Origin of the sequence: Kocuria flava, from assembly GCF_001482365.1 — a bacterium.
GTDB classification, from domain to species: domain Bacteria; phylum Actinomycetota; class Actinomycetes; order Actinomycetales; family Micrococcaceae; genus Kocuria; species Kocuria flava.
On the sequence record NZ_CP013254.1, the window covers coordinates 305,174 to 332,017 of the forward strand.

The following is a 26,844-nucleotide window of genomic DNA, read 5'->3' on the forward strand; positions in this document are numbered from 1 at the left end:
CCCGGCCGCGGCGGCGGGCGGCTCAGCGGTGCGTGAAGCGCGGCTCGCGCTTGGCCGCGAACGCGGCCATGCCCTCCTTCTGGTCCTCGGTGGCGAACAGCCCGTGGAAGAGCCGGCGCTCGAACAGCACCCCCTGGGCCAGGCCGGTCTCGAAGGCGGCGGAGACCGCCTCCTTCGCGGCCATGGCCGCCGGCAGGGACTTCGCCGCGATCGTGCCCGCCACCTCGAGGGCCTCGTCGAGGAGGCGGTCGGCGGGCACCACGCGGGAGACGAGGCCCGCGCGCTCGGCCTCCGCGGCGTCCATCTGCCGGCCGGTGAGCACCATGTCCATGGCCTTGGCCTTGCCCACGGCCCGGGTCAGCCGCTGGGAGCCGCCCATCCCGGGGATGACCCCGAGGTTGATCTCGGGCTGGCCGAAGCGGGCGGTGTCGGCGGCGATGAGCACGTCGCACATCATCGCGAGCTCGCAGCCCCCGCCGAGGGCGTAGCCGGCCACGGCGCCGACCACCGGGGTGCGGACCCGGGTGAAGGCGTCCCAGCCGGCGAACCAGTCCGCGCGGAACATCTCCGAGAAGCCCCGGTCGGCCATCTCCTTGATGTCGGCCCCTGCGGCGAAGGCCTTCCCGGAGCCGGTGAGCACGATCGCCCCGATGCCCGGGTCGGCGTCCATCGCGGCCGCGGCGGCCACGACCTCGCGCAGGGTCGCGGCGTCGAGGGCGTTGAGGGCCTTGGGCCGGTGCAGGGTGATGATCCCGGTGCGGCCGCGGGTCTCCACCCGGATGTTCTCGTGCTGCTCGGTCATGCGCTGCCTCCTGGGTCGTGCGGATCGGGGTCGGTGCCCGCCGGCGTCGTCGCGGCGGGGGGCGGGCCGAAGCCCGCCGCGGCCAGCCGCTCCCGGCCCGCGGGGCCGGTGAGCAGCTCGGCGAACGCCGCGGCGGCGTCCTCCTCGCCGCCGGGGACCACCACGGCGGCGTACGGGTTGGCCGCGGCGGCGGCCTCGGGCAGGGCCACGGCGTCGAGCTCGTCCTCGTGGGCGGCGACGTCGGTGACGTAGACGAGCCCCGCGTCGGCCTGCCCGGTGCGGACCTTGCCGAGGACGTCGGTCACGGCGTTCTCCTCGCTCACCGGGCGCAGGTCGACCCCGGCCAGGTCCTGGACGGTGCGCGCGGCGTGCCCGCAGGGGACCTGCTCGGCGCACACCACGGTGCGCACCCCGTCCCCGGCGAGGTCGGCGAGGGAGCCCACGCCGCGGGGGTTGCCCTCGGCCACCGCGATCACCAGCCGGTTGGTCGCCACGGGCCGCGCCGGCCCGGCGGCCCGGCCGGCGTCGAGGACCCGCTGCAGGGTGCGCTCGTCGGCGGCGACGAACAGGTCGGCGGGGGCGCCCTCGGCGATCTGCACGGCGAGGTCCGAGGAGCCGGAGAAGTTGAGGGCCACCTCCGTGCCGGGGTGGGCCCGCTCGTACTCGGCCGCGAGCTCGGGGAGCACGCCGGCGAGGGAGGACGCCGCCCACACGTCCAGGCGGTCCCCGGCCGCGGTGGGAGCGCACCCGGTCAGGGCCGCGAGCGGCAGCAGCGCGGCCGCGGCGCGGCGGCGCGCCCGGCCGGTCGGCCGGGCGGCCGGGCGGGCGTCTCCTCCGGTGCGCTGGGGCATGGCGCCGATCCTAGCCGGGCGCCTCCCGGCCGGGCGGGTCCTTGCCGCCGCGCGCCGGGGCCCGTCTAGCATGGGGGCATGCGCGAACTGCAGAGGGCAATCATCGACGAGATGGGCGTGAAGCCCGAGATCGACCCGGAGCAGGAGATCGAGGCCCGGGTGGGCTTCCTGTGCGACTACCTCCGGGCCAGCGGCACCAACGGCTTCGTGCTGGGCATCAGCGGGGGACTGGACTCCACGCTGGCCGGCCGGCTCGCGCAGCTGGCGGTCGAGCGCCTGGCCGCCGACGGTGTGACGGCCGAGTTCGTGGCGGTGCGCCTTCCCTACAGGGTCCAGCACGACGAGGACGACGCGCAGGCGGCCCTGGAGTTCATCCGCCCGTCCACCACCGTGACCTACAACGTGGCCGCCGCCGTGGACGGCTTCGAGACGGAGTTCCGCCAGGCCGCGGGCCGGGAGATCTCCGACTTCAACAAGGGCAACATCAAGGCCCGGGTGCGGATGATCGCCCAGTACGCCCTGGCCGGGGAGCGCAACCTGCTCGTGCTCGGCACCGACCACGGCGCCGAGTCCGTGACGGGGTTCTTCACCAAGTACGGCGACGGCGGGGCGGACGTGCTGCCGCTGTTCGGGCTGAACAAGCGGCAGAACCGGCTGCTGACGAAGACCCTCGGCGCCGAGGAGCGGCTGTGGGCCAAGGCCCCGACCGCCGACCTGCTCGACGACGCCCCGGGCCAGACCGACGAGGCCGAGCTGGGGCTCTCCTACGACGACATCGACGACTACCTCGAGGGCCGGGAGGTCGACGACGCGGTGGCGGAGCGGATCGAGCACCGCTGGCGCATCACCCGTCACAAGCGCACGACGCCCGCCACGCCCCTCGACGACTGGTGGCGCCGCTGAGCCCGCGCTCCCGGCCCGCTCCCGCGGGCCGGGTTCAGCGGGTGACCCACACCCGCTTCGTCACCGACGACCAGTGCACGGTGTGGCCTCCGGAGAAGCGCTGGCGGACCTCCGTGCCCCACCGGTACTCGTCGGTGACCGGGAAGCCGTAGCCGCGCTCGTAGCCGGCCGCCTTCCACCGCTGCCCGATCGCGCTGTTCTCCTGCACGATCCGGGCCCCGGCGCCCGGGCTCCAGAGCACCTTGTAGACGTTCGTCCCGCGGCGGAACATCTGCCAGGCGCCGCCGGGCAGGGACCGCTCCTCGATCACGGGCAGGCCGTGGGTGTGCTCCCGGCCCGCGGCGATCCACTTGCGCCCGATCGCGGTCCAGTTCTCCAGGGGCCAGGCGCCGTGGCCCGGGGCCCAGTAGATCGTGGTGGTGCGCCCGGCGCGGGCGAACTGCTGGTAGACCCCGCCCTCGGCGAGCCCGCCGCGCTCGGGGGTGGTCGGCGCCCCGACCACGGCCTCCCCGCCCATCCGGGCCCAGCGCGAGCCGATGGCCCCGCCCACGGGGTGGGCCGTGGGCACGGGGGCCTGCCAGCCCGACTCCGGGTCGGCCCAGGTGCCGGGCACGGCCTGCCCGGCCGGGTACGCGTAGTAGTAGAGGGTCAGGTAGGTCTCCCACCCGGGACCGTCCGGGCCGGTCGTGGGCACGTGGGCCACCCCGATGCCCACGTGCGTGAGGTCCCGGGCGAACTGGTCGGTGCCGTTGCGCGGGTAGAAGTCCAGCAGCCAGTGGGTGAGCGCCTGCACGGCGTCCGTGCCCGCGAACGTCCCGGTGAACTCGCCCTTGCCGTAGTACTGGTCCATCCGCGTCCCCCCGGCCGGGGCCCCGGACCACGGGTCGGGGTTGGACAGCGGCGCCCGGGCCGCGGCCATGGTCTCGGCCCACCGCTGGGCGGTGCGCGAGAGGGCGCTGTTGTAGGCCAGCGGCGCCCGTCTCGCCTGCCCCCGGTGCTCGTTGACGATCCGGAAGGCCTCCTCGACGTGGGCGAGCGTGGTGACGGGGGCCGCGGCGGCGGTGCCCGTGCGGCCGGCCGAGGACCCCGGGGCGGAGGGCTCCCCGGCGCGGGGATCCGCGGCGGCCGCCGCGGCACCGGCCGGGGCCGCGGGCGGGGCGGCGGGCGCGCCGTCGATCGTCGCCCCGCCGCTGAGCACGCCCCCCGGGGCGGATCCGGGCCGGCCGCCGGGAGCGGACGCGCCCGGCTCCGGGGCGGGCGCACCGGGGTCCGCGGCGGCCGGGGCGGGCAGCTCGGCGGCGAGCGCCGGAACGCCCCCGAGCAGCAGGGCCGTGGCGGTGGCCAGGGCCAGGAGGGAGCGGGGCGGGACAGCGGGCACGGGGGGCTCCTCGGGCTGGGGGCGGCACCGCCGGGGGACGCGGGCCGGACAAAAATTAGCATTAGCAATCCAGCCTGGCCAGGGGAGCGCGTCACGGGGAGTCGCCGGGCCGGGCGGGCGCGGCACGGGCGCGGCGCGGACCCGTCCGGGGCACGGGCGCGGGCACGCCAGCCGGTAACGTGGAGCGCATGAGGATCGCCACCTGGAACGTGAACTCCATCCGCGCCCGCGCCGACCGCGTGGAGGCGTGGCTGCGGCGCTCCGACGTGGACGTCCTCGCGATCCAGGAGACCAAGGCGAAGGACGAGAACTTCCCCTGGGAGCTGTTCGAGTTCATGGGCTACGACGTCGCCCACTTCGGCCTGAGCCAGTGGAACGGCGTGGCCATCGCCTCCCGGGTGGGCCTCGACGACGTCGAGCGCACCTTCCCGGACCAGCCCGCCTTCGGCAAGCCCGGCGAGGAACCGGTGCCGGAGGCGCGCGCGATCGGCGCCACGTGCGGCGGGGTGCGCGTGTGGTCCCTCTACGTCCCCAACGGCCGGGGCCTGGAGGATCCCCACATGCCGTACAAGCTCGAGTGGCTGCGGGTGCTCAAGGACCACGCCCGCCGGTGGGTCGAGGAGGACGCCGCGGCGCAGGTCGCCCTGGTCGGCGACTGGAACGTGGCCCCGCAGGACGAGGACGTGTGGGACCTGCAGTTCTTCCTCGACAACGGGCTCACCCACGTCAGCGAGCCCGAGCGCGCGGCCTTCCGGGCGTTCCTCGAGGAGGCCGGCTACCAGGACGTGGTGCGCCCCCGCCACCCCGGCCCCGGCGTCTACACCTACTGGGACTACAAGGGCCTGCGCTTCCCCAAGAAGGAGGGCATGCGCATCGACTTCCAGCTCTACTCCCCCGCCCTCGCCGCGCGCGTCACCGACGCCCTGATCGACCGCGAGGAGCGCAAGGGCAAGGGCGCCTCCGACCACGCGCCCGTCGTCGTGGCGATCGACTGAGCGCCGTGGCCCAGCTGCTGCAGGTCGGGCGGGCGTTCCGCTCCGCGACGGGGATCCCGCACGAGTTCGCCCTGCGGGTCTACGTGCCCGCCGAGGACCTCGACGCCCTCTACGCGCCCCTGCTGCCCCGGGCGCTGCCGCCGGAGGAGGCCGGGGTCAACCAGCTCACCGAGCAGCTGGCCCGCCTCGCCGCACCGGGGGCGGACCCCCTGCCCCCGGCGAGCGAGCCCCTGTGGACGCTGCCGTTCTCCTGCGCCCCCGCGGGGCGGCGGATGCTCGCCGCCGGTCTCGGGGACTTCCCCGTCTTCCACCCCCCGCAGCGGCTGCGCCGGTCCCTGCGCCTCGTGGCGCTGGCGGAGGAGGAGGGCGGGCAGCCGCTGCCGTCCCTGCTCGTCCCGGAGGAGGCCGTGAAGGCCGCCGGCGAGCGCGTCACCCGGGAGCACTTCACCCCGGTGTACGCGCGGCAGGCGGCGTTCACGGCGCCGATGGCGTGGTTCGCGCCCTTCACGGCGGAGGACCACGTGGAGAGCCTCCACCACGGCAACCGGGTGCACCGCTGCGCCGTGCCGGTCGACGTCGCCACCCGCCGCGTCGTGCACGCCGCACAGGTCGTGGAGGACGCCGGCGGGGAGGACCTCGAGGGGCTCGGCGAGGACCTCACGCACCTGGCCCGGTGGCTGGGGGCCTTCCCCGCCAACGGGCTGCTGGTGCTGCACTACGGCGCGGTCGCCGACCGGTTCCAGCCCGACGAGAGCCCGCAGGACCTCCAGGACGCCGTCGCCCTGCTCGACGCCCGGGACGACACCGGCGCGGCGGTGGCCTTCCGCCGGCTGATGCACCGCTGGCTGCCCCTGGCCCACCTCGAGACCGCCAGCTGAGCGGCGGGGCCGCTCAGCCGACGGCGGCGCCCAGCGCCACCTCGCGCCGGCCCGTCAGGGTCCGGGGGACGTCGTGGCTGACCAGCAGCACCGCGCGGTCGCGGCTCCACTCCACGAGCTCCTCGGCGAGCACCCCGGCGGCCTCCTCGTCGAGGCCCAGGAAGGGCTCGTCCAGGCCCACCGCGGCGAACTCCCCGAGCGTGCACATGATGATCCACAGCTTGCGGGCGCTGCCCGTGGAGAGCGCGGAGACCGTGTCGTCGGTCCACCGGTCCAGCCCGTACCGTTCCGCCCGGGACGCGGCGGCACGCCACGGCAGGCCCCGGGCGCGGGTGGCGAACTCCAGGTGCTCGCGCACCGTCAGCTGCGGGTAGAGGGCCTGGTCGACCCCGCAGTAGCGCCGGAGTGCCCGCACGGCCGGGTCCTGGGCGTCGTGCCCGCACACCCGCACCGCACCGGAGCCCGCCGCTGCGTACCCGGCGTAGAGCAGCAGCACCGAGCTCTTGCCGGAGCCGTTGGGGCCGGTCAGGTGGACCACGGCGCCGGGGTCCGCCGTGAGGCGCAGCCCCCGGAGCACCGGCTGGTCCCCGTAGCCGAAGAACACGTCCTGGAAGTCGATCAAGCCCGCCACGGGACTCCTCTCGTGCGGTGGACCGCGACGGCCACGCCCACGGCGAGCACGGCGCAGGTGTATACGGACAGCGCTGCCACGCCCCAGGCCCCCGAGGACAGCGCGAAGAACGGGGCGCACAGTGCGAGGACGCACACGGAGGAGACCGTGCCCTGGGTCGTCCTCCCGTCGACGCCCTGCCCCCCGCCCTCCACGGCCTCGGCGATCAGGGCGGCGCCCACCACGAGGATCGGCAGCAGGCCGAGCGCCAGCGCCGACCGGGCGGAGACGAGCAGGCCGACCCCCGCGGCCAGGAACAGCCACTCCCGGCCCACGAGCCGGGGCAGCGCCCCGAGCGCGCCGAGGAGCACCCGCGCCATGCTCCGCCCCGAGACCTCCCACTCGTAGCGCAGGTGGGCGACCGAGGCGCTGGGCCCGGCCACGGAGAAGAACAGGCCCACGAGCACGATCGCGGAGATGAAGGCGTAGCCCCGCACCACCGACCACACCACCGGTGTGAGCTCCGCCCCGAGACCGCCGCCCAGCCGGCACCCCGCGCCCAGCAGGCCCAGCACGGCCACCAGGCGGCCCGTGGAGCGCAGGAAGGGGAGCACGGCCGAGCCGGCCACCCTGCTGCTCGTGCGCGAGGCCACGCCCGCGCCCGCCGGAACGGGGGCGGGCCCGGGCGCACCGGCGTCGTACCCGGCGCGGCGCAGCACGGGGACGAGCAGCACCACGGCCGTGAGCAGCAGGGCGTCCACGGCCAGGACCGGCCAGGGCGCCACGGCGAGGGCGGGCGCCGGGACCGGCACCGGGAGGCCGGCCGTCCCCGCGCGGATTCCGGCCGTCACGGCCCACGCGAGCACCAGCACCGCGGCCCCCAGCAGCGGGTTCAGGCGCACCGGCCCGCGCCGGCGCGCCTGGGGGCGCGAGAGCGCCCACAGGGCGTCGACCAGGGCGACCGCCAGGAGCGCGCCCCCGAGCAGGGCGGCGACGGCGCCCGCCTGGGAGGGGCGAAGCCCGGCGGCCGCGCCGAAGGCCGTGAGGAGGACGGCGAGGCCCGCGAACGCGGCCAGGTCGGGACGGAGGGAGCGCACCAGCCACACGTGCAGCCGGGTCACGTCCGTGATCGCCAGCAGCGCCCGCTCGGGCGGGGCGCAGACGGCGGTGCGCCGTTCGGACATGCTGTTGCGCAGGATCAGCAGCCCGCCGGCGGCGACGGCCAGCAGCGAGGCCGCCGACGCGGCGGCGGCCGGGGTGCCGCCGGCCGTCGTCCACAGCGCACCGGCCAGCCAGCCGGCGCCGGCCGCCAGGACGGCGCCGGCCGTGCGCAGGCTCCGGCGCAGGAGGAGCCAGACGCGGAAGCCCACCCAGTCCCTGAGCGGCGCGTGCTGGGAGCGCCCGACCAGCGTCGCGTAGGCAGCGACCACGCGCAGGTCGGCCGCGGCGGCGGGGACCGGCACCGCTCAGCGCGACCAGAGCTTGGCGACGCTGACCGAGCACAGCAGCCCGAAGAGCGCCCACACGGCGCCGATCACCACCAGCCCGGTCTCGCCCCGGGACAGGCCGACGCCCGCCAGGACGAGACCGGCCACGACGGACAGGAGGACGACGGCGGAGAAGCCGATGCGGAGCATGGTTGACCTTCTTTCAGGGGTTGACATCACGGATCCGGAAACTTCTGGCCCCCATCATCGCCGCGCCGAGGGCGAACACGGTGAAGTACACGACCGTGGCGTCCGCGCCGTCGCCGGGGGCGAGCACGAGGGGCGCGTCGACGGCCAGCGGTGCGCGCAGCAGCTCGGCGCCCCGGAACGGGTCGACCGAGGACAGCCACTCGGGCGCCCTGGTCGAGGCTCCCAGGGCGCGGAAGAGCTGGCCGAGCACGAACGGGAGCGCCAGGACGGCGGGGACCGTCCAGGGCGATCCGCGGAGCAGGACGCCGAGGCCCGTGCCGTAGGCGATCCACAGCAGGGCGTTCGCGGCGCCGCCGAGCACCACGGTGAGGACGAGGCCCGGTGGGCCCGCCGTCTCCGCGCCGGCCAGCACGGGGATCAGCGGCACGCACACCGCGGCGGTCACGACCTGGAGCGGCAGCACGCAGGCGGCGGCCACGAGCGCCTTGGCGGCGAGCCACCGTCCCCGGCGCCCGTCGGCGACGAGCAGCTGCGCCGCGCGTCCGCTGCCGAGCTCCGCCCCCACGGCCAGGGCCCCGTGCAGCGCCGCGTACAGGTGGAGCACCGAGCCCTTGCCGAGGGCCAGCTGCACGGCCTCGACGGCCGTGCCGCCGTCGCCGGGGGTCAGCTGACGGAGCAGCACCAGGTAGCTGAGGCAGCCCAGCACGGAGACGACCACCGCCGTCAGCGCGGCGGCCCGGTGCAGCGGGGAGAGCACGACGCGGAGGAACTCGTAGCGCACCATCGTCCCGAAGCTCATCGGCCCCCCTCCCCGTCCGCGCCGCGCGCGCCGACGAGGCCGACGAACGCGTCCTGCAGGGACGGCTCGCGGCGGCGCAGCTCGAGGACGGCCACCCCCGCCCGGCTCAGGAGGTGCCCGATCTCGTCGGTGGTGCGGGCCTCGACGAGCAGCCCGTGCGCCGCCGACCGGGCCCGGTGGCCGGCCTCGGCGAGCCGGGCCAGCGCGTGCCCGTCGTCGTCGGTGCGCACGAGGAGCTCGTCCGCACCGGCGGTGCGCAGCAGCTGCTCCTTCGTGCCCGTGAACAGGACCTCGCCCCCGCGCAGGAGGGTGACGTCGGCGACGACGTCCTCGAAGCCGTCGAGCGTGTGCGAGGTCACCAGGACGCACGCCCCGTCCCGGGCGAGCCGCTGGATCCGTTCGACCACCTCGAGCTTCGTGAAGACGTCCAGCCCGTTGAACGGCTCGTCCAGGAGGTAGAGGTCGGCCTCGGTGGCCAGTGCCAGGCACAGCGAGAGGAGCTGGCGCTGCCCGAAGGAGAGCTCCGCGACGCGCCGGCGCCAGAGGGAGCCGATCGGGCCGTGGGAGCGGACCGCCTCCCGGAGCCGCGCGGACCGGGGCCGTGCGGCGGCGTAGAGACGGACGACGTCGCGGACCCGGGCCCCGCGGTCGGCCCCGAGGCGGTCGAAGCAGGCGGCGAGCCGGGGACCGTCCTCGTGCCGCCGCTCCAGCGGGCCGCCCGAGAAGAGGATCTCCCCCGCGTCGGTGCGGCACAGCCCGAGCAGGGCGCGGACCGTGGTCGTCTTCCCCGAGCCGTTGGGGCCCAGCAGCGCGTGCACGCGGCCGGGACGGACCGCGAGGCCGACGTCGGTGAGCACAGCCGTCCCGCCCACCGCCTTCGAGACGCCGCGCAGCGTCAGTCCCCCGGTCACGGGAGCCAGTTCCAGCCGGCCAGGACCGCGAGGAGGAAGGCGCTGGCCACGGCGACGGACCGGGGCCTCGGCGCCGCCCGGCGCAGGGGCCCGGACAGGGCGAGCGCCCCGCCCCCGGTCGCGGCCACGGCGCACGCGAGCGGGACCAGCAGCGGTGCCGCCGCCGCGGCGGCGGGCCACAGCGCGGGGACGGCCTGGTTCACCACCACCGACAGGACGTAGACCGTGGTGTGCAGACCCACCTCGAGGCCCCCGGCGCGCACGGTGCGGGGGAACACGGTCCGCTCCAGCTGCCGGGCGAGGAGGACGAAGACCGCGGCGGCCAGGACCGAGACGAGCAGGCCGACGGCGACCCCGACCCGCAGGGCCAGCGTCCGCAGCTGCGGATCGCTCAGCTCCGCGGCCAGCTCCGCCGGGAAGTCCCGCTCGAGCGCGGCGTAGAGGGAGGGCAGGCGCACGGCCATGACGCAGGTCAGGACGAGCACCAGCAGCACGGCCGTGCGCCGGCCGGTGGTGCGCGCGGCGGGACCGGCCGGGGAGAGGGTCTCGGCGGTGTGGCTCATGACGGCCTTTCCGGATGCGATGGGCATCACAGCAGAGCGGACTCGACGACGGCGCCCACGGCGACGACGGCGGCGCCGGCGACGGCGACGGCGGCCGCCGGCACGAGGGCGCCGAGATAGGCGGACGGGCGGGGGCGGGCGTCCGCGAGGGCGGCGCGCCCGGCGTGGACCGCCGGCAGCAGGCCCCCGACCGCGACGAGCAGCAGGCCCCCGAACTCGAGCCCTGCGTAGGGCCCGATCTCCTCGAGCACCCGCTGCCAGCCCAGGTTGCCGGTGGCCACGGCCCAGGTCGCCCCGACGTAGGCGGAGACCAGGAGCAGGCCGACGGCGGTGCCGATGCCGCCCGTGGCGGCCCCGGAGAACAGCAGGGCGGCGGCGGCCAGGTTCGTCGTGGCGATCCGGGCGGCGGGGACCGGTTCCGTGCCGGCCCGCGGGGCCCACGTCCCGTCCCCGCTCAGGCCCGCCAGCGAGGTGTAGCCCAGCAGCACCCCGGCGGCCGTGAGCACGAGGACCGCCGCCGCGCTGACGAGAAGCGTCCGCCGCAGCGCCACGGGTGCGCGCCCGCGTCCGCCCCGGCGGAGCCCGCCGGGGCTCCGCCGGGAGGGTGCGTCAGGCAATCGCGGCGCCCTTGCCCTTGGTCGTGATGAACCACATCACGGTGGCGGCGATGGCGCCGATCACGCCCGCGCCGAACACGATGATGACGGCTCGCAGGGCCCAGCCGCCGGCGGCGATGGCCGCGACGATCTGGCTGGCGGCGGCGGTCGAGATGCCCAGCGATCCGGCCACCCACAGGGCGCCGAAGGCGGCGAACAGGGTGCCGATGCTCGATGCGGCGAGGACGGCGGCGGCGCCGCCGAGCTTCTTCCGGTCCAAGGTCGTGGTGGTGCTCATCAGTGCTCTACCTCCTGGTGGCGTGGTCGGCCCGGCGGGGATCCGCCGGCGACTCCTCGACCCTAGAGCGGAACTGATCCGAATACATGTACTTTCGGATGGATCCTCCCGCCCACCGGTCCGCCGTCCGGATGAGGACCGCCGCGGCCCGTGCTGACACCGCACCCGTGGGCTGGCAAGCTGGGGGCGCACATCCCCGCGACCGGAGGACCCCCAGACCCGATGACGCAGCAGGCCGAGACCGACCGTTCGACCGACACCGCGCCCTGGTGGCGCTCCGCGGTGATCTACCAGATCTACCCGCGCTCCTTCAACGACTCCGACGGCGACGGCATGGGCGACCTCCCCGGCATCATCGACCGCCTGGACTACCTCGCCGACCTCGGGGTGGACGCCCTGTGGCTGTCCCCGTTCTACGTCTCCCCCCAGAACGACGCCGGCTACGACGTCTCGGACTACCGGGACATCGACCCCCGCTTCGGCACCCTCGAGGACTTCGACCGGATGCGCGCGCGCATGGCCGAGCTCGGGCTGCGGCTGATCGTGGACCTGGTCCCCAACCACACCTCGAGCGAGCACGGGTGGTTCCGCGCCGCCGTCGCCGCCGGGCCGGGCAGCCCCGAGCGCGACCGCTACGTCTTCCGCGAGGGCCGCGGCGAGCACGGCGAGCTGCCGCCCAACAACTGGCGCTCGGTCTTCGGCGGCGAGGCCTGGACCCGCCTGCCGGACGGCCAGTGGTACCTGCACCTGTTCGACTCCACCCAGCCGGACCTCAACTGGGAGAACCCGGAGGTGTGGGAGGAGTTCCGCTCCGTGCTGCGCTTCTGGCTCGACCGCGGCGCCGACGGGTTCCGGGTGGACGTGGCCCACGGCCTGGTCAAGGCCGAGGGCCTGCCCGACTGGGACCGGCAGGTGCGCATGGTCGAGGGCGAGCACGAGGCGAGGGAGCACGACCGGCCCGAGGGTCCCGAGACGCCGATGCACACCGGCAGCCCCTACTTCGACCAGGACGGGGTGCACGAGGTCTACCGCGACTGGCACCGGGTGCTCGCCGAGTACGACGGCGACCGGATGATGGTCGCCGAGGCCTGGGTGGAGCCCGCGCACCGGCTCGCGATGTACGTGCGCTCCGACGAGATGCACCAGGCGTTCAACTTCGACTTCCTGGTCGCCGGGTGGGACTGGGCGCGGCTGTCGCGGGCGATCGAGGACTCCCTGGCCGAGTCCGCGAAGGTCGGCGCGCCCACCACGTGGGTGCTCTCCAACCACGACACCGTCCGGCACGTCTCCCGCTTCGGGCTCGCCGACCCGATCGCCTACCCGATGGGCATCGCCGCGGAGCACGAGCAGCCCGACTACGACCAGGGCCTCGCCCGGGGCCGCGCGGCCGCCCTCGTGGAGCTCGCGCTGCCGGGCTCGGCCTACCTCTACCAGGGCGACGAGCTGGGCCTGCCCGAGCACACGAGCCTGCCCGCGCACGTGCGCGAGGACCCCACGTTCGCCCGCACGGACGGCGCGGAGATCGGCCGGGACGGCTGCCGCGTGCCGATGCCGTGGTCGGCCGGGGAGCCGGGCCTGGGCTTCGGGCCCCAGCCGTGGCTGCCGCAGCCGCCGGCCTTCGCCGCGCTGGCCGCCGACCGGCAGGTGGGGGTGCCGGGGTCCACGCACAGCCTCTACCGGGACGCCCTGCGGCTGCGCCGTGAGCTCGGCCTGGGCCGGGGCTCCTTCGCGTGGCACGAGGCGCACGACGGCGCCACGGGGCTGCTGGCGTTCGTCAGCACCACCCCGGCGGGCCGGCGCGTGCTCGTCGCCGCGAACACCGGCGAGCAGCCCGTGGCGCTGCCGGCGGGCGAGGTGCTGCTGACCAGCCTGGAGGACGCCCTGGTGGACGGGGTGCTGGGCCCCGCCGCCGCGGCGTGGGTGTCCCTGGACTAGCACGCCGGGGCTCCCGGGGGGACGCGCCCGCCGGGAGCCCCGGGTGCGTCAGCGGCCGGCGCCCGCGGGCGTCAGGGCCGCTCCTCCTCGGCGGGCGGGTCCTGGCGGGCGAGCTCCTCGGCCGGCTCGCCGCCCGGCTCCAGCACGATCCCGTCCTCCCGCTGGACCGCGGGCTGGTCCTCGAAGCTGCCCGGATCGGGCTGCTGCTCCGTCATGGTCGTCCTCCCTCCGTCGCAGGCCCCCGGCGGGGGCGGTGCCCCCATCGTAGGCAGGAGGCTGATCACCGGGTGGGGGCGGGCTCCTCGCAGCGGGCCTGCAGCCACTCGTCGACCGGGGCGAGGGTGCGCTGCAGCTCCGCCAGCTCGGCGGGCTGCAGCGAGTCGCCGGCACCGGCCAGCACCGCCCCGGCGTCGTCGAACGCGGGGCGCAGCTCGGCGGGCACCCGGGAGGCGAGCTCGTGCACGGAGGCGCTGATCTCCTCGGGCCGGTAGCGCGGGTCGGCCTCGTCGGTGGACAGGGGGACCACGGCGAGGGCCGTGTGCGCGCCGGCGACGTCGAAGCAGGTGCGCGGGTCCGCCGCGGGCAGCGCGGTCGGGGCGGGATCGGGCCGCGCGCTCGGGGTGTCCTCGAGGACGATGCTGCGCTGCGGGGCGGCGGTGCCGCAGGCGGGCAGTGCGAGCAGGCACAGGACCAGCCCGGCGAGCGGGCCCGTTCGTCGGAGGTGGCGGTTCACGCCCCCACCGTAGGCCGGGAACCTCGGGAGGTGCTGGCAGCCGGCGGCGGGCTCCCCGGACGTGCGGCGGCCGGGAACGACGAAGCCCCCGGTCCCTGCTGGGACCGGGGGCTTCCGCGGTGGCTCCGACCGGCGTCGATCCGGTGACCTTACGATTTTCAGTCGTACGCTCTACCAACTGAGCTACAGAGCCTCGGCGCATCGGATGCGCCGAGACGGCGCAGCTGTCCGGGGACACCTCGCCGCCTGAGCGACCCTGACGGGACTTGAACCCGCGACCTCCGCCGTGACAGGGCGGCGCGCTAACCAACTGCGCTACAGGGCCTTGCTGTTGTCGCCAACGAGGACTGATCCTATCAGCACTCCTCGGCTGTTGTGCAAATCGGTGCTCCCACCGTTTCCACGCGTACCCCCAACGGGATTCGAACCCGTGCCGCCGCCGTGAAAGGGCGGTGTCCTAGGCCGCTAGACGATGGGGGCCTGCGGCTCCCCGCTCCGGGTGCGCTCGGCCGGCGGGCCGGGTTCCGGGACGGGAGACAGCCACCTCAGCTTAGAGGCAGGTGGGGGTTCGCACAATTCCCGCGCGGCCCCCGGCGGGCCGCGTGCGGTAGGAAGGAGTGGTGATGGAGATGACGCACGAGGAGTTCGACCGGGCCGTCGACGACGCGATCGACCTGATCCCCGACGAGCTGTTCCGGGCGATGGACAACGTGGTGATCCTCGTCGAGGAGGAGCCCCCGGCGCACTCCCCGGAGCTGCTGGGCCTCTACGAGGGCGTGCCCCTGACCGCGCGGGACGGCGGGTGGGGCGCGGGCTCGCTGCCCGACCGGATCTTCGTCTACCGCGGGCCGCTGCGGCGGATGTGCACCGACCGGGAGGAGCTGGTGGAGGAGATCACCGTGACCGTCATCCACGAGGTCGCCCACCACTTCGGGATCGATGACGAGCGCCTGCACGAGCTCGGCTGGGGCTGAGCCGGCCCCGCCCGGGTCAGGCGTCCCAGGGGCGGACGTCGTCGAGGTCGAAGTCCTTGCGGGTCTCGATCCGCTCGTCGTAGCGGTCCGGGACGATCAGCACGGGCCCGGCCGCGTTGTGCAGCACGCCCTGGGAGGTGGAGCCCAGCAGCATCCCGGCGAAGCCGCCGCGCCCGCGGGTGCCGACGACCACGAGGCGGTTGCGGCGGGTCTGGTCCACGAGCACCTGCACCGGCGGGCCGTCGGCCAGCTCGGAGCCGATCTCCAGGTCCGGGAACCAGCTCTTCAGCCAGGCCACCCCGCCCTGCAGGGCGCGGGCGACGTCGTCGTACATGGCCTCGAAGTCCACGGCCGTGGGCATCCACGCGACCGCGCCGCTGACCGGCGGGACCGCGCACACGACCGTCAGGGGCACGTCCAGCAGCCGGGCCTCCTCCGCGGCCTCCAGCATCGCGGCCCGCGCCTGGGACGAGCCGTCCGAGCCGACGACGACGCGCTCGACCAGCGCCGCGGTGCCGGCGAGGGCCTCCTCCCCCAGGTGCTCCTTCGACCACGGCAGGGGGACGACCCCGGTGGGGCACGTCGCGTGGGCGGGCACGGCCGTGGAGACGGTGCCCAGCAGCCGGCCGAGCAGCCCGCCGCGCCCGCGCGAGCCGAGCACGAGCAGCTCCGCGGTGCGGCTGAGCTCGAGCAGGGCCCCGGAGGGGTCGCCCGTCTCGACCGTGGCGCGCAGCTCGACGCCGGTGGAGCGCACCTGCGCGGCGGCGTCGTTGAGCAGCTCCTCGACGCCGCGGGCGAGGGCCGCCTCGTCGACCGTCGCGTAGCCGGTGTCGAAGCCCGACCCGGAGAACACCGGGAGGCTGTAGGCGGTGACCATCCGCACGGGCAGACCGCGGCGGCGCCCCTCCCGGGCGGCCCAGCGCAGCGCGCCGTGGCTCTGCTCGGAGCCGTCGATGCCCACCACGATCTCGCCGGTGGCGTCCGGGGCGTCCCCGGCCGTGCTGCCCGTGCTCGCGTCCTCCGGCCGCCCGGGTCCCCGGCGCCGCTCGCGGTCCCGGTCACGGGACGGTCGGTCGGTCATGACGGTGCCTTCCTGTGCGCGGGTCCCGCGGGTCGTCGCCGGTGCGGCTCCCCCGGTGCGGGGCTTCGCCTCCGATGGTACGCGCGCACCCCGGCGCGCCGGGGCCGCCCGCGGTGAGAGGATGAGGGCGCGCGCTGCACCCCGCAACCGAGGAAGGACGGTCCTGGCGATGAGCGAGACGCCGCTGCCCGGGGAGACCGGGACCAGGGAGTGGACCACGTGGGGCCGCACCCACACGGTGACCCCGGAGCACGTGCTGGCGCCCTCCTCCGTGGAGGAGCTGGCCCGGGGCGTGGCCGCCGCCGCCCGGCGGGGCCTGCATGTGCGCCCGGTGGGCTCCGGCTGCAGCTTCTCGGCGCTCGCGGTGGCCCCCGAGGTGCTCGTGGACCTCTCGGCGCTGACCGGGCTGGTCGACGTGGACGCGCAGCAGCACCGGGCGACCGTGCTCGCCGGGACCACCCTCGCCGCGCTGAGCCAGGACCTCGAGGAGCACGACCTCGCGGTGACGAACCTGCCCGACAGCACCTGGCAGACGGTGGCCGGGGCCGTGGCCACCGGCACCCACGGCACGGGGCTGCGGTTCCCGTCCCTGTCCGGGCAGGTCGTGGCCCTGACCCTGGTCAGCCCCTCCGGGGAGCTGCTGGAGTGCTCCGCCGAGCAGCGGCCCGAGCTGTTCCGGGCCGCGTGCACGGGTCTCGGCATCACCGGGGTGGTCGCGACCGTCACCCTGCAGTGCGAGCCGGCGTTCCGGCTGCACGCGGCGGAGCTCAAGGAGCCCCTGGGCCAGCTCGTGGACTCCCTCGGGGACCGGATGGCCGGGGCCGACCACTTCGAGTTCTTCTGGACGCCGGGGACCTCCACGGCCCAGACCCGCATCCTCACCCGCCTGCACAAGCTCCCGGAGTCCTACACCCGCCCGGGCTCCCCCGTGGCGCGCACGGTCCGGCGGCTCGACGACCTCCTGCTGCGCAACACCCTCACCGCCGGGCTGCACCAGCTCGCGACGGTGCTGCCGCGCTCCACCCCGGGGGTGAACCGGCTGGACGCGTTCACCAACAGCCCGCGCCGCTACAGCGACCTCTCCCACCGGGTGTTCACCGTCCCGCGCCGGGTCCGGTTCGTCTCCACGGAGTACGCGCTGCCCGACGAGGAGCTGGTCCCCGCCTTCCGGGAGCTGCAGGCGCTGATCGAGCGCCGCGGCTACGCCTTCTCCCTGCCCGTGGACGTGCGCTGCTCCGCGGCCGAGGAGGCCTGGCTCTCCCCCGCCCACGGGCGGGCCACCGGCTGGATCGCGCTGCGGCAGTACTGGCGCCGCCACGACCCGAAGGTCTTCGCGGCCGCCGAGGAGATCTTCGCCGCCCACGGCGGGCGCCCGCACTGGGGCACCGTGCACACCCGCGACGCCGAGTACCTGCGCAGCGTCTACCCGCGGTTCCAGGACTTCCTCGACGTCCGGGCCGAGCTCGACCCGGACGGGGTGTTCCTCAACGACCACGTCCGGTCCCTGCTCGGCCTCTGACCCACCACGCCGCGGGGGGACCACCACGGCGTGGACCACCACGGCGCGAGGGGCGGCGTCCGGTGGGAAACCGGTGCGGTTTCCCACCGGACGCCGCCCCTGGCGGGCCGGGGACGGTGCCTCAGACGTTCGAGGAGACCGGCTGCTGGACGCCGTCGCGGGAGACGCTCACCATCTCGTCGCGCTCGACGACCTTGACGCGCTCGCGGGGGTTGCCCTCGGCGTCGTGCGAGGACTGCCCGAGGGCCTGCTCGTGCTCGTCGAGGGCGAGCCAGCCCTCCCACGTCGTGTACGCCACGCCGCGGGCCTCGAGCAGATCGACGACCGAACGGGGGTCCGGGGAGGTCGCCGCGGGCAGCACCGGCCGGTCCTCGAGCAGGTGGGTGACGGTCTCGAGGGCGTCGGACTTGGTGGCGCCGATCAGGCCCACGGGCCCGCGCTTGATCCAGCCGGTCGCGTAGAGCCCGTGCAGCACGGTGCTGCCGTCCTCGCTGAGCACCCGGCCCTCCGCGTTGGGGATCACGCCGCGGGCGTCGTCGAAGGGCAGCTCGGGCAGCCGGGAGCCGAGGTAGCCGATCGCGTGGTAGACGGCCTGGACGGGGTGGTCGATCAGCTCGCCGGTGCCGGAGACGGAGCCGTCGCCGTTGAGGCGGGTGCGCTCCATCCGCAGGCCCACGACCTTGCCGTCCTCGCCGAGGATCTCGCGGGGGCTCTGCAGGAAGTGCAGGTGCAGGCGCCGGGAGGCGGTCTTCGGGGAGTCGTCGGCCCGCCACTTCTCGAGGGTCCTCACCATGACCTTGACCTGGTTGTTCTCGGCCACGGCCTGCTCGGAGGCCTCGTCGTAGGCGAAGTCCTCGTCGTAGACGACGATGTCGACGTCGCGCGACTTGGCGAGCTCCCGCAGCTCCAGCGGGGTGAACTTCACCTGGGCGGGGCCGCGGCGGCCGAAGATGTGCACGTCGGTGACCGGGGACCTCTTCAGCCCCTGGTAGACGTTGCCGGGGATCTCGGTGACGAGCATGTCGTCGGCGTGCTTGGCGAGCACCCGGGCGACGTCGAGGGCGACGTTGCCGTTGCCGATGACCGCGATCTCCTTCGCGGCGAGCTCCCACTCGCGCGGGAAGTCGGGGTGGCCGTCGTACCAGGCCACGAACTCGGCGGCGCCGTGGACGCCCTCGAGCTCGATGCCGGGGATGTTCAGCGGGGCGTCGTAGACGGCGCCGGTCGCGAAGATCACCGCGTCGTAGTGGGCGCCGAGGTCGGCGAGGGTCAGGTCCGTGCCGTACTCGACGTTGCCGAAGAAGCGGATGTCGCCGCGGCCCAGGATCGAGCGCAGGGCGGTGATGATGCCCTTGATGCGGGGGTGGTCGGGGGCCACGCCGTAGCGGATGAGCCCGAACGGGGTCGGGTAGCGGTCGAACAGGTCGATGCTGACCGCGAGCTCGCCGCTCGCGACCGGCTCCGACTTGGTGAGCATGTCCGCGGCGTAGATGCCGGCGGGGCCGGCCCCGATCACGGCGACGCGCAGGGGGCGGGTGGTGGTGTCAGCCACGTGGGATTCCTTTCGGGAGCGCGCACGGGGACCGCCGCGCGCATCGGGTCTGGGACAACGTTAGTGAACTTCCCCGGGAATCGCCCGGGAGGTAACGGAACTCACGGGCGGGGGCCGAGCAGCCCGCGCCCGCGCAGCAGGCGCCGCTCGAGGGGGTTGAACAGCAGCAGCTCCACGAGGATCCCCACGGCGAGGATGGACAGGACCGCGGCCATCACCACGGCCATGTCCGAGACGGTCCGTCCCTGCTCGAGCAGGGAGCCCAGGCCGAAGCCGATGGAGCCGCCGACGGCGATGAGCTCGGCGCCCATCAGCGACCGCCACGAGAACGCCCACCCCTGCTTGAGGCCGGCGGCGTAGCCGGGCAGCGCCGCGGGGAGCACGACCTTGACGGCCATGGTCCACCCGCGGGCGCCGAGGACGTGCCCGGCCCGGCGCAGCTGGGGCGGGATCTGGTCCACGCCGGCGAGCATGCCGTTGACGATCGAGGGGATCGCGCCCATGAGCACCACGAAGTAGACGGTGGCGTCCGAGAGGCCGAACCAGATGATCGCGGCGGGCACCCACGCGACCGAGGGCAGCACCTGCAGCCCGGAGATCAGGGGCCCGACGGCGTTGCGCAGCCCCTGCCGCTGGGCGACGAGCAGCCCGAGCGGGGTGGCGACGGCGACGGCGATCAGGAACCCGCTGACCCCGCGCCACAGGCTCGTGCCCAGGGCGGAGAGGACGGTGCCGTCCGAGAGCAGCTCGGCGAACCGGCGGGCGACGTCCAGCGGCCCCGGCACCACGTCCGGGCGGGGGCCGAGGACGGCGACGAGCAGCTGCCACAGCAGCAGCCCGAACAGCAGCGCCACCAGGGGCGGGGCCGCCTTGGTGCGCAGCACCTCAGCGGCCGGGGTCCGGCGGGTGCGCTCGGTCTGCAGCGCGTCCAGCCCGGCGAGCTCCTGCCCGGCGCCGGCCGCGGCGGGGGCCGGGACGGCCGCGGGGGGCACGGCCGGCGGCGGGACGGGTGCCTGGGACGGCCGGACCGCGGTCCCGGCCGGGACGGCGGGAGCGGCGGTGTCATTGCGCATGGCGGCTGATCTCCTCCCGGAGGCGTGCGGTGACGGTGCGGGTGAGCTCGGCGAGGGTCTCGTCGAGCGACTGGGCGCTGCCCTCGAAGCCGTAGGACTGCGGGTCCTTCCACGGGCGGGTGTCCCACTCCTGGACCACCCGGCCGGGCCGGGAGGACATCAGCAGCACCCGCTCGCCCAGGCGCACGGCCTCCGCGACGTTGTGGGTGATGAACACGATCGTGCGCCCGGTGCTGCGCCAGACCCGCAGCAGCTCCTCGTGCAGCAGGTCGCGGGTGATGGCGTCCAGCGCCGAGAACGGCTCGTCCATCAGCAGCACCTCCCGCTCCTGGGCCAGCGCCCGGGCCAGGGCCACCCGCTGGCGCATGCCCCCGGAGAGCTCGTGGGGGCGCTTGTCCCCGGCACGGCCCAGCCGGACGAGCTCGAGCAGCTCGCCGGCGCGCGCCCGCCGCTGCGGGCCGGGCACGCCGCGCAGCTCGAGGGCGAGCTCCACGTTGCGGCGGGCGGTGAGCCACGGGAACAGGGCGGCGTCCTGGAACATCAGGGCGGCGCCCTCGGCGGGGACCGTCACGGACCCGGTGGTGGGGTGCTCGAGGCCGGCGACGATGTTGAGCAGCGTGGACTTCCCGCACCCGGAGGCGCCCAGCAGCGCGACGAACTGCCCGCGCTCCACGCTCAGCTCGACGTCCTGGAGGACGGGCCCGTCCTCGGGGGCGAAGGTCTTGCCGAGACCGCGCAGCCGGATCGCGGTCCGCTCCTCGGCCGGGGCCTCGGGGCCGGCGGCGGTGGGGGTCATGCTCCCTCCTCCGGGTCGGGGCGCACGCGCTCGAGCGCCGTGGGGTCCACGAGACCCTCGAGCGGGGCCGGGTCGGTGGTGCCGGCCGCGACGGCGTCCTCGAGCAGCACGGGGTAGGTCCCGGCCAGCGGGTCGGTGGTCCACTCGATCGCGGCCAGGGCCCCGGCGACCGTGTCCTCGGGGAGGGTCTCGACCTCGGCCCGCTCCAGGCCGCGGTTGAGGGTCGCGGCCAGCAGTGCCGGCTCGTCCTCGTGGGCCTCCAGCCAGTCCACGGAGCGCTGCAGGCCGCGCACGAGCCGCTCCACGGTCCGCGGGTGGCGCTCGAGGTAGTCCCGGCGCACCACGAGCACCGTGGTGGGGTAGCGGCCGCCGGGCCACAGCTCGCGCTCGTCGACGAGCACACGGGCGCCCTCCGCCACGGCCCGGGTCGCCCAGGGCTGGGGCAGCCAGGCGCCGTCGACCCGGCCCTGGCGCAGGGTGTGCAGGGTCTGGCCGTTCGGCATGGGGGTGATGGCCACGGCGTCCTCCCCCTCGCCGTCGGGGACGTAGCCGTGCTCGGCGAGCCAGGTGCGCAGGGCCACGTCCTGGGTGCCGCCGAACTCGGGGGTCGCCAGGGTGCGCCCGCCGAGGTCGCCGGCCCCGGCCACGTCGGGGGAGACCACGAACTGGGCCCCGCCGGAGGCCGCGCCCGCCACGATCGCCAGGGACCGCCCGTCGGACTGGACGAAGGAGTTGATCGCGGGGTTCGGGCCGACGAACGCGGCGTCGAGGGAGCCCGCGTTCATGGCCTCGACCGCGGTGGGGCCGCTGCCGAAGACCTGGGTGGACAGCTCGGTCCCGCCCAGCTCCTCGGCCAGCAGGCCCTGGTCCAGGCCGACCAGGGCCGGGCCGTGGGTGAGGTTGCCGAAGTAGCCCAGGCGCAGGTCGGCGGCCTCGGAGGTCTCCACCGGGGCCGCCTGCCACGCCTCGAGGGTCCCGTTGCCCCGCAGCACGGTGGCCGTGGCCGTGAGCACGGCGAGCAGCAGCAGGGCCGTCAGCACCAGCGGCCAGCCCCCGCGGCGGCCGGCCGGGCGCGCACCGGCACCGGCCGTGACCGTGGTCGGCTCCGGCCGGTCCTGCGGCTGCACCTCAGGCGCCCCGGGCGAGCCCGGCGGCGAGGGTGCCGCCGGTGGCCGGGTCGATGACCAGGAAGGCGCCGGTGCGCCGCAGCCGGTCGTAGGGGTCCACGGGCAGCGGCGAGGCCAGGCGCAGCCGGACGCGGCCGATGTCGTTGAGCTCGAGCGTGTCCGCCGCGCGCAGCTCGAGGGCGTCGAGGTCCAGCCGGCCCTCGAGCTCCTCGACCATGGCCTGGACCGTGGCGGCCCCGTGCTTGACGAGCACGCGGTCGCGCGGGCGCAGGGGCCGGTCCCCGAGCCAGGCGAGGGAGGCGGGCAGCTCGCGCACGGGCTCGGGCAGCTCGTCGGCGGCGCCGGCGAGCAGGTCGCCGCGGGCGATGTCGATGTCGTCGGCCAGCCGCAGCGTCACGGACAGCGGCGCGGCGGCCTCCGCCAGCTGCTCCCCGGGCAGGGGCGCCCCGGGAGCGGGGGCGGTGCCGGCGACGTCGATGCCGGTGACGGTGGTGCGCCGGCCCGAGGGCAGGACCACGACCTCGTCCCCGACCGCGACGGCGCCGGAGGCGATCTGGCCGGCGTAGCCGCGGTAGTCGCGCAGGGCCTCGGGGTCCAGCCCGGGGGCGGTGCCGCCCTGGGGGCGGAGGACGTACTGGACGGGCAGCCGGAACGGGCGGGCGGCGCCGCGGCCGGACTCGTCGGCCGTGGGCAGCTCCTCGAGCACCCGCAGCAGGGGCCGGCCCGTGTACCAGGGGGTCCGCTCCGAGGGCTCCACGACGTTGTCGCCCTCGAGCGCGGAGACCGGCACCACGTGCACGTCCTCGACGCCCAGCCGGGCGGCGACGTCGCGGGCGTCGCCGGCGACCCGCTCGAAGACGTCCCGGGAGCAGTCCACGAGGTCGATCTTGTTCACGGCCACGACCACGTGCGGCACGCGCAGCAGGGCGGTGACGGCGAGGTGGCGGCGGGTCTGCTCGACCACGCCGTGGCGGGCGTCGACGAGCAGCACGACGGCGTCGGCCGTCGAGGCGCCGGTGACCGTGTTCTTCGTGTACTGCACGTGCCCGGGGCAGTCGGCGAGGATGAAGGAGCGGCGGTCGGTGGCGAAGTAGCGGTGGGCGACGTCGATCGTGATGCCCTGCTCCCGCTCGGCGCGCAGGCCGTCGGTGAGCAGCGCGAGGTCGAGCCGGCCCGTGCCGCCGCCGAAGCCGCGCTCGGCGGAGGTGCGGCCCACGGCCTCGAGCTGGTCGGCGAGGATGGCCTTGGCGTCGTGCAGCAGCCGCCCGACGAGGGTCGACTTGCCGTCGTCGACCGACCCGGCGGTCGCGAAGCGGAACAGGGAGCCGGGGTCGATCGTGGGCGCGTGCTCGGCGGCCCGGGCGGTGGTGGGGGAAGTCATCTCTAGAAGTACCCGTCCTTCTTGCGGTCCTCCATGGCGGCCTCGGAGATCCGGTCGTCCGCGCGGGTGGCCCCGCGCTCGGTCAGTGTGGACACGGCGACCTCGGCCACCACGTCGGAGACGGTCCGCGCCCCGGAGAGCACGGCCCCGGTGCAGGACATGTCGCCCACCGTCCGGTAGCGCACGGTGCGCCGCTCCACGGTCTCGGCCCCGGTGGGCGCGGAGAACTCGCCCACGGCCATCCACATCCCGTCGCGGCGGAAGACCTCGCGCTCGTGGGCGTAGTAGATGGCGGGCAGCTCGATGTTCTCGCGCTCGATGTAGCGCCAGATGTCGAGCTCGGTCCAGTTGCTGATGGGGAAGGCCCGCACGTGCTGGCCGGGGGTGTGCCGGCCGTTGTAGAGGGTCCACAGCTCGGGGCGCTGGTTGCGCGGGTCCCACTGGCCGAACTCGTCGCGCAGGGACAGGATCCGCTCCTTGGCGCGGGCCTTGTCCTCGTCGCGGCGTCCGCCGCCGAGGACGGCGTCGAACTTGTTCTGCGCGATGGCGTCGAGCAGCGGCACGGTCTGCAGGGGGTTGCGGGTGCCGTCGGCGCGCTCGAGCAGCCGGCCGTCGTCGATGTAGTCCTGGACGGCGGCCACGACCAGGCGCACGCCCAGCCGCTGCACGGTGCGGTCCCGGAAGCCGAGGACCTCGGGGAAGTTGTGCCCGGTGTCCACGTGCAGCACGGGGAAGGGGATGCGGCCGGGCCAGAAGGCCTTGGCGGCCAGGTGCAGCATGACCACCGAGTCCTTGCCGCCCGAGAAGAGCATGGCCGGGCGGTCGAACTCGGCGACCACCTCGCGCAGGATGTGGATCGACTCGGCCTCGAGCGCGTCGAGGCTGCTGTGCACGCCGGCGCCGGTGCGCTCGGTGTCCGGGGCGGCGCCCGGTGCGGCGCTCACGATGGTGCTCACGGTGTCCTCCGTCGTCGTCCGGTGGGAAGGTGCGCTCACAGGTGGATGCCGCACTCGGTCTTGTCCTTGCCGGCCCAGCGGCCGGCGCGGGGGTCCTCGCCCGGGGTGACCGGGCGGGTGCAGGGGGCGCAGCCGATGGAGGGATAGCCCTCGGACATCAGCGGGTTCACGGGCACCCCGTGCTCCTGGGACCACCCGAGCAGGTCGTCGAGGCTCCAGCGCACCATGGGGTTGACCTTCACGAGCCCGTGGGTCTCGTCGAAGGCGACCATGGGGGCGTTGGTGCGGGTCCAGGACTCGTCGCGGCGCACGCCGGTGAACCACACCTCGTAGCCGGACAGGGCCTGCTTGAGCGGGTCCATCTTGCGGATCGCGCAGCAGCGGGCGGGGTCGGTGGCGAAGAGGTCCGTGCCGATCGTGGCGTCCTGCTCGGCGACCGTGAGCTCGGGCAGGACGTCGACGACGGTGATGTCGAGCATGTGGGCGACCGCGTCGCGGGTGCCGATCGTCTCGGGGAAGTGGTAGCCGGTCTCCAGGAACAGCACGTCCACGCCGGGCAGGTGCTCGGCGACCAGGGCCGGCAGCACGGCGTCGGCCATGGAGCAGGCCACGGCGACCTTGGCGGGGTCGAAGTGCTCGGCGACCCAGCGGATCGCCTCCTCCGTGCTCGCCTCCCCGGCGGCGGGCACGCGGCCCTCGGCGTCGAGCGCGGCGCGCAGCGCGGTGGCGCCCTCGGCCGCGAGCCCGCGCAGGGTCCGCTCGTCGCGCAGGGCGGTGGGGGTCGTGCTCATGCCAGGTCCTCCTCGTCGGCGCGGCGGGTCCACTCGGCGAAGGTCTCCTCGCCGGTGCGCTGGTCCAGGAAGCGGCGCACGAGCCGCTCCACGTAGTCGGCCAGGTCGTCCTGGTAGACCTTCAGCCCGCGCACGGTGCGGCCGAGCTCGGCCTCGGCGCGGGTGTCGTCGGTCAGCCCGCCGCCCAGGTGCACCTGGTAGCCGGGCTTCTGCCCGCCGTCGTCGGTGGGCAGCAGCTGGCCCTTGAGCCCGATGTCCGCGGTCTGGATGCGGGCGCAGGAGTTGGGGCAGCCGTTGACGTGCAGGGAGATGGGGTGGGGCAGCTCCACGCCCTCGAGGCGGCGCTCGAGCTCGTCGATGGTCTCCGAGGCGGTCCGCTTCGTCTCGACGATGGCGAGCTTGCAGTACTCGATGCCGGTGCAGGCCACGGTCGAGCGGCGGAACGCGGAGGGCCTGGCCTGCAGGTCGAGGGCCTCGAGCTCGGCGACGACGGCCTCGACGTCGGCCTCCTCGACGTCGAGGACCACGAGCTTCTGGTGCGGGGTGGTGCGCAGCCGGTCGGAGCCGTACCTCGCCATGACGTCGGCGAGCGCGAGCAGCTTCTGCCCGGAGACCCGGCCCACGCGCGGGGCCACGCCGATGTAGTAGCGCCCGTCCTTCTGCCGGTGCACCCCGACGTGGTCGCCGGGCACCGCGGAGCGGGCGGGGGCGGGGCCGTCGGCCAGCGCGTAGCCGAGGTACTCGTCCTGGAGGACCTGGCGGAACCTCTCGGTGCCCCAGTCCTGGACGAGGAACTTCAGGCGGGCGCGGTTGCGCAGCCGCCGGTAGCCGTAGTCGCGGAAGATGCCGGTGACCCCGGCCCAGACCGCGGGGACCTGCTCCTGGGTCACGAACGCGCCGAGGCGCCTGCCGAGGAACGGGACGACGGACAGGGCGCCGCCGACCCACAGGTCGTAGCCGGGGCCCAGCTCGGGGTGGACCACGCCCACGAACGCGCAGTCGTTGATCTCGTGGACCACGTCCAGGGAGGGGTGGCCGGTGATCGCGGTCTTGTACTTGCGCGGGAGGTTGGAGAACTCGGGGCTGCCGATGTGCTCGCGCTTGATCTGCGCGATCACCGGGGTGGGGTCGATGATCTCGTCCGCCGCGATCCCCGCCAGGGGGGAGCCCAGGAGCACGCGGGGCACGTCGCCGCAGGCCTCGGTGGTGTCGAGGCCGACCTCCTCGAGCCGGCGCCAGATCTCGGGGACGTCCTCGATCCGGATCCAGTGGTACTGGATGTTCTGCCGGTCGGTGACGTCGGCCGAGTCGCGGGCGAACTCCGCCGAGATCTGCCCGAGCACCCGCAGCTGGGCGCGGGTGAGCGCCCCGCCGTCGAGGCGCACGCGCATCATGAAGTACTCGTCCTCGATCTCGGCGTCGGTGAGCTTGCCCGTGCGCCCGCCGTCGATGCCGGGGCGGCGCTGGGTGTACAGGCCCCACCAGCGGAACCGGCCGTGCAGGTCGGTCGGGTCGATCGAGGCGAAGCCGTGCTCGGAGTAGACCTCCTCGATGCGGGTGCGCACGTTGAGCCCGTCGTCGGCCTGCTTGAACACCTCGTTGGGGTTCAGCGGCTCCCGGCCGTCGACCTTCCACTGGCCCTCGGGCTTGGCCTTCCGGGCGGTCCGGGGCGCACGCGTCGTCTGAGTCATGGCCCCGATTCTTC

28 protein-coding genes and 3 tRNA genes are annotated in these 26,844 nt (G+C 75.4%); 6 read left to right on the top strand and 25 right to left on the bottom strand.

What is annotated here, in order from left to right; translation table 11 throughout:
- Positions 1 to 22: 22 nt before the first annotated feature.
- Together AS188_RS01390 and modA are read right to left on the bottom strand one after the other, a co-directional pair.
- Entirely contained in the window at positions 23 to 802 is a 780-nt protein-coding gene (locus AS188_RS01390) for an enoyl-CoA hydratase (protein ID WP_058857336.1), read from the bottom strand.
- Positions 799 to 1,653, bottom strand: coding sequence for a molybdate ABC transporter substrate-binding protein (modA, locus tag AS188_RS01395; RefSeq protein ID WP_083529140.1), 855 nt, complete (start codon positions 1,651 to 1,653; stop codon positions 799 to 801). The genes AS188_RS01390 and modA overlap by 4 nt, the downstream gene beginning before the upstream one ends.
- 78 nt (positions 1,654 to 1,731) lie before the next feature.
- Between modA and nadE the strand changes: the two genes are divergently transcribed.
- Positions 1,732 to 2,556 carry an ammonia-dependent NAD(+) synthetase gene (gene nadE / locus AS188_RS01400; RefSeq protein ID WP_058857337.1) on the top strand — a complete coding sequence of 275 codons (825 nt, stop codon included), beginning with the start codon at positions 1,732 to 1,734 and terminating at the stop codon, positions 2,554 to 2,556.
- Between the two features lie 34 nt (positions 2,557 to 2,590).
- On the opposite strand, the gene AS188_RS01405 is transcribed toward nadE, so the two are convergent.
- Entirely contained in the window at positions 2,591 to 3,934 is a 1,344-nt protein-coding gene (locus AS188_RS01405) for a CAP domain-containing protein (RefSeq protein WP_058857338.1), read from the bottom strand.
- 188 nt (positions 3,935 to 4,122) lie between these two features.
- Between AS188_RS01405 and AS188_RS01410 the strand changes: the two genes are divergently transcribed.
- Both AS188_RS01410 and AS188_RS01415 read left to right on the top strand, forming a co-directional pair.
- Positions 4,123 to 4,929 (top strand): exodeoxyribonuclease III, encoded by an 807-nt coding sequence (locus tag AS188_RS01410; RefSeq protein ID WP_058857339.1) that lies wholly within the window; start codon positions 4,123 to 4,125, stop codon positions 4,927 to 4,929.
- 5 nt (positions 4,930 to 4,934) lie between these two features.
- Positions 4,935 to 5,807 (top strand): DUF8083 family protein, encoded by an 873-nt coding sequence (locus AS188_RS01415; RefSeq protein ID WP_157570904.1) that lies wholly within the window; start codon positions 4,935 to 4,937, stop codon positions 5,805 to 5,807.
- Between the two features lie 13 nt (positions 5,808 to 5,820).
- Here the strand turns inward: AS188_RS01415 and AS188_RS17050 are convergent, their stop codons facing one another.
- The 8 genes from AS188_RS17050 to AS188_RS01450 are packed head-to-tail and all read right to left on the bottom strand — an operon-like array spanning position 5,821 to position 11,221.
- The gene (locus AS188_RS17050; RefSeq protein WP_058857340.1) at positions 5,821 to 6,438 is read right to left on the bottom strand and encodes an ABC transporter ATP-binding protein; all 618 of its coding nucleotides are present in this window, start codon (positions 6,436 to 6,438) and stop codon (positions 5,821 to 5,823) included.
- Positions 6,426 to 7,880 (bottom strand): hypothetical protein, encoded by a 1,455-nt coding sequence (locus AS188_RS17055; RefSeq protein ID WP_058857341.1) that lies wholly within the window; start codon positions 7,878 to 7,880, stop codon positions 6,426 to 6,428. Before AS188_RS17055 ends, AS188_RS17050 begins: the two co-directional genes overlap by 13 nt.
- A 3-nt stretch (positions 7,881 to 7,883) precedes the next feature.
- Positions 7,884 to 8,054 (bottom strand): hypothetical protein, encoded by a 171-nt coding sequence (locus AS188_RS16760; RefSeq protein ID WP_157570905.1) that lies wholly within the window; start codon positions 8,052 to 8,054, stop codon positions 7,884 to 7,886.
- A gap of 13 nt (positions 8,055 to 8,067) precedes the next feature.
- A complete protein-coding gene (locus AS188_RS01430; RefSeq protein WP_058857342.1) occupies positions 8,068 to 8,853 on the bottom strand; it encodes a hypothetical protein in 786 nt (261 codons plus the stop codon).
- Positions 8,850 to 9,764, bottom strand: a complete 915-nt coding sequence (locus AS188_RS17060) for an ATP-binding cassette domain-containing protein (RefSeq protein ID WP_058857343.1) — start codon at positions 9,762 to 9,764, stop codon at positions 8,850 to 8,852. The genes AS188_RS01430 and AS188_RS17060 overlap by 4 nt, the downstream gene beginning before the upstream one ends.
- Positions 9,761 to 10,327 carry a hypothetical protein gene (locus AS188_RS17065; protein ID WP_058857344.1) on the bottom strand — a complete coding sequence of 189 codons (567 nt, stop codon included), beginning with the start codon at positions 10,325 to 10,327 and terminating at the stop codon, positions 9,761 to 9,763. The genes AS188_RS17060 and AS188_RS17065 overlap by 4 nt, the downstream gene beginning before the upstream one ends.
- Positions 10,328 to 10,353: 26 nt before the next feature.
- Positions 10,354 to 10,878 carry a hypothetical protein gene (locus tag AS188_RS01445; RefSeq protein WP_058857345.1) on the bottom strand — a complete coding sequence of 175 codons (525 nt, stop codon included), beginning with the start codon at positions 10,876 to 10,878 and terminating at the stop codon, positions 10,354 to 10,356.
- 58 nt (positions 10,879 to 10,936) lie between these two features.
- Entirely contained in the window at positions 10,937 to 11,221 is a 285-nt protein-coding gene (locus tag AS188_RS01450; protein WP_058857346.1) for a hypothetical protein, read from the bottom strand.
- A 222-nt stretch (positions 11,222 to 11,443) separates the two neighbouring features.
- On the opposite strand from AS188_RS01450, the gene AS188_RS01455 reads away from it, so the two are divergent.
- Positions 11,444 to 13,156 (top strand): glycoside hydrolase family 13 protein, encoded by a 1,713-nt coding sequence (locus AS188_RS01455; protein ID WP_058857347.1) that lies wholly within the window; start codon positions 11,444 to 11,446, stop codon positions 13,154 to 13,156.
- A 71-nt stretch (positions 13,157 to 13,227) separates the two neighbouring features.
- Here AS188_RS01455 and AS188_RS16765 read toward each other — a convergent pair whose 3' ends face one another.
- The 5 genes from AS188_RS16765 to AS188_RS01475 form a co-directional block, all read right to left on the bottom strand.
- Positions 13,228 to 13,371 (bottom strand): hypothetical protein, encoded by a 144-nt coding sequence (locus AS188_RS16765; protein WP_157570906.1) that lies wholly within the window; start codon positions 13,369 to 13,371, stop codon positions 13,228 to 13,230.
- A 65-nt stretch (positions 13,372 to 13,436) separates the two neighbouring features.
- Complete coding sequence (locus tag AS188_RS01460; RefSeq protein WP_058857348.1) at positions 13,437 to 13,889, bottom strand: hypothetical protein; 453 nt, start codon at positions 13,887 to 13,889, stop codon at positions 13,437 to 13,439.
- 120 nt (positions 13,890 to 14,009) lie between these two features.
- Positions 14,010 to 14,082, bottom strand: a tRNA-Phe gene (locus tag AS188_RS01465).
- A 58-nt stretch (positions 14,083 to 14,140) separates the two neighbouring features.
- Positions 14,141 to 14,214, bottom strand: a tRNA-Asp gene (locus tag AS188_RS01470).
- A gap of 82 nt (positions 14,215 to 14,296) precedes the next feature.
- Positions 14,297 to 14,369, bottom strand: a tRNA-Glu gene (locus tag AS188_RS01475).
- Between the two features lie 143 nt (positions 14,370 to 14,512).
- Here AS188_RS01475 and AS188_RS01480 point away from each other — a divergent pair.
- Positions 14,513 to 14,863: a metallopeptidase family protein gene (locus AS188_RS01480; RefSeq protein ID WP_204356328.1), complete on the top strand. Its 351-nt coding sequence runs from the start codon at positions 14,513 to 14,515 to the stop codon at positions 14,861 to 14,863.
- A 16-nt stretch (positions 14,864 to 14,879) separates the two neighbouring features.
- Here AS188_RS01480 and AS188_RS01485 read toward each other — a convergent pair whose 3' ends face one another.
- Positions 14,880 to 15,944 carry a universal stress protein gene (locus tag AS188_RS01485; RefSeq protein ID WP_083529145.1) on the bottom strand — a complete coding sequence of 355 codons (1,065 nt, stop codon included), beginning with the start codon at positions 15,942 to 15,944 and terminating at the stop codon, positions 14,880 to 14,882.
- 169 nt (positions 15,945 to 16,113) lie between these two features.
- On the opposite strand from AS188_RS01485, the gene AS188_RS01490 reads away from it, so the two are divergent.
- Complete coding sequence (locus AS188_RS01490) at positions 16,114 to 17,463, top strand: D-arabinono-1,4-lactone oxidase (RefSeq protein WP_058857350.1); 1,350 nt, start codon at positions 16,114 to 16,116, stop codon at positions 17,461 to 17,463.
- A 121-nt stretch (positions 17,464 to 17,584) separates the two neighbouring features.
- Here the strand turns inward: AS188_RS01490 and AS188_RS01495 are convergent, their stop codons facing one another.
- From AS188_RS01495 to AS188_RS01530, 8 genes are all read right to left on the bottom strand, one after another.
- Positions 17,585 to 19,015 (bottom strand): FAD-dependent oxidoreductase, encoded by a 1,431-nt coding sequence (locus AS188_RS01495; protein ID WP_058857351.1) that lies wholly within the window; start codon positions 19,013 to 19,015, stop codon positions 17,585 to 17,587.
- Between the two features lie 101 nt (positions 19,016 to 19,116).
- Positions 19,117 to 20,088 (bottom strand): ABC transporter permease, encoded by a 972-nt coding sequence (locus tag AS188_RS01500; RefSeq protein WP_058857352.1) that lies wholly within the window; start codon positions 20,086 to 20,088, stop codon positions 19,117 to 19,119.
- Positions 20,078 to 20,884 (bottom strand): ABC transporter ATP-binding protein, encoded by an 807-nt coding sequence (locus tag AS188_RS01505; RefSeq protein ID WP_058857353.1) that lies wholly within the window; start codon positions 20,882 to 20,884, stop codon positions 20,078 to 20,080. Before AS188_RS01505 ends, AS188_RS01500 begins: the two co-directional genes overlap by 11 nt.
- Positions 20,881 to 22,011, bottom strand: a complete 1,131-nt coding sequence (locus AS188_RS01510; protein WP_058857354.1) for an ABC transporter substrate-binding protein — start codon at positions 22,009 to 22,011, stop codon at positions 20,881 to 20,883. The genes AS188_RS01505 and AS188_RS01510 overlap by 4 nt, the downstream gene beginning before the upstream one ends.
- A gap of 1 nt (position 22,012) precedes the next feature.
- Positions 22,013 to 23,392, bottom strand: a complete 1,380-nt coding sequence (locus AS188_RS01515; protein ID WP_058857355.1) for a sulfate adenylyltransferase subunit 1 — start codon at positions 23,390 to 23,392, stop codon at positions 22,013 to 22,015.
- A 2-nt stretch (positions 23,393 to 23,394) separates the two neighbouring features.
- A complete protein-coding gene (gene cysD / locus AS188_RS01520; protein WP_261766160.1) occupies positions 23,395 to 24,339 on the bottom strand; it encodes a sulfate adenylyltransferase subunit CysD in 945 nt (314 codons plus the stop codon).
- Between the two features lie 44 nt (positions 24,340 to 24,383).
- Complete coding sequence (locus tag AS188_RS01525) at positions 24,384 to 25,139, bottom strand: phosphoadenylyl-sulfate reductase (protein WP_058857357.1); 756 nt, start codon at positions 25,137 to 25,139, stop codon at positions 24,384 to 24,386.
- Complete coding sequence (locus AS188_RS01530; protein ID WP_058857358.1) at positions 25,136 to 26,830, bottom strand: nitrite/sulfite reductase; 1,695 nt, start codon at positions 26,828 to 26,830, stop codon at positions 25,136 to 25,138. The genes AS188_RS01525 and AS188_RS01530 overlap by 4 nt, the downstream gene beginning before the upstream one ends.
- Between the last annotated feature and the right edge of the window lie 14 nt (positions 26,831 to 26,844).